This is a genomic window from Brevibacterium sp. Mu109 (genome assembly GCF_900169375.1).
Taxonomy (GTDB): domain Bacteria; phylum Actinomycetota; class Actinomycetes; order Actinomycetales; family Brevibacteriaceae; genus Brevibacterium; species Brevibacterium yomogidense_A.
The window spans coordinates 1-1410 of the sequence record NZ_FXZF01000094.1 but is presented as its reverse complement, the minus strand read 5'-3'; the positions used below and the strand labels follow the sequence as shown (position 1 = coordinate 1410).

1 protein-coding gene is annotated in these 1410 nt (G+C 68.9%); it reads left to right on the top strand.

Going from position 1 to position 1410, the window contains the following annotated elements:
• The coding region (locus tag BSP109_RS16575; RefSeq protein WP_257944759.1) for a uracil-xanthine permease family protein at positions 1-1147 on the top strand (1147 nt) is incomplete at its 5' end.
• Positions 1148-1410: the final 263 nt, after the last annotated feature.

The following is a 1410-nucleotide window of genomic DNA, read 5'->3' as shown; positions in this document are numbered from 1 at the left end:
CGGAGCGGTCACCGGCTTCGCCGCGACCTCGGGTGAGAAGCTCGACCCCTCGGCGATGGCGCTCGCCCAGGGTGGGATCATCTCCGTCGGGGTCACCCTCGCCCTCGTCGGCATCGTCGTCCACTTCGCCGGGGTGCGGTGGATCGAAGTGACGATGCCGCCGGTCGTCACCGGCTCCATCGTCGCCCTCATCGGGCTCAACCTCGCCCCCGCCGCATGGGGCTGGGTGCAGCAGGCACCTCTGACCGCGGTGATCACGATCGCCGCCATCATCGTCTCCTCCGTCCTCTTCATCGGCGTCCTCGTCGGGTTCGCAGCCGCACTCGTCCAGGGTGAGGTCGACTTCTCGACCGTCGAGACCGCGGCATGGGTCGGGCTGCCCACCTTCCATGCCCCGGCCTTCGACCTCGGCTACCTCGGGCTCTTCCTGCCCGTCGTCCTCGTCCTCGTCGCGGAGAACATCGGGCATGTGAAGTCGGTGGCGGCGATGACCGGCCGCGACCTCGACGGACTCACCGGGCGCGCGCTCTTCGCCGACGGCCTGGCGACGACGATCGCCGGAGCCGGCGGCGGGTCGGGGACGACGACGTACGCGGAGAACATCGGCGTCATGGCAGCGACGAAGATCTACTCGACGGCCGCCTACCTGTGTGCGGCGATCATCGCCCTCATCCTCAGCCTGCTGCCGAAGTTCGGCGAGATCATCGCGACGATCCCTCCGGGCGTCCTCGGCGGAGCGGCGACGGTCCTCTACGGGATGATCGGCCTCCTCGGCGTGCGCATCTGGGTGGAGAACCGCGTCGACTTCTTCAACCCCATCAACCTCAACACCGCTGCCGTCTCGCTCATCGTCGCGATCGCGAACTACACGTGGTCCCCGGCGGGGCTCGAGTTCGCGGGAATCGCTCTGGGCACCGCCTCGGCGATCGTCATCTATCAGGTGATGCGGGCGATCGCGAAGTGGCGGGGCACGGCAACGATCCCCAACTCCCCCGCCGAGGCGGGCCAGCCGGAGGGCACCGACCCGCGTTTAAGACCGGCTGGCGCGGTCGTCACCCTGAACTCGGCACCCGGGAACACTCGGATGGCCCAGCCGCCCCCGCTTCGATCTCGAGGTTTCATTTCGGGTCGAAGATCCCCGCGATGATCACCGTGAGCGCCCGGCGTCGGGACCCTCGCCCTCCCGAGTCTCGGGAATCTGGCCGCTGATGAAGAGCAATCGACGGCTGGCCGGAACCTCAACGGCGTTCGCGTAGCCGCCGACTGCCGCCGGCACATCTGCCGGGTCGTGCTGCCCATCCATTGTCGGAGCCGAATCGAGGTCACCGACCGGCGTTGAAGACCGTCTGGATCTCCGCGATCTTCCCGCCCTCGAACCGCAGCCAGGTGGCGGCCGGCGTCGACGGGGCG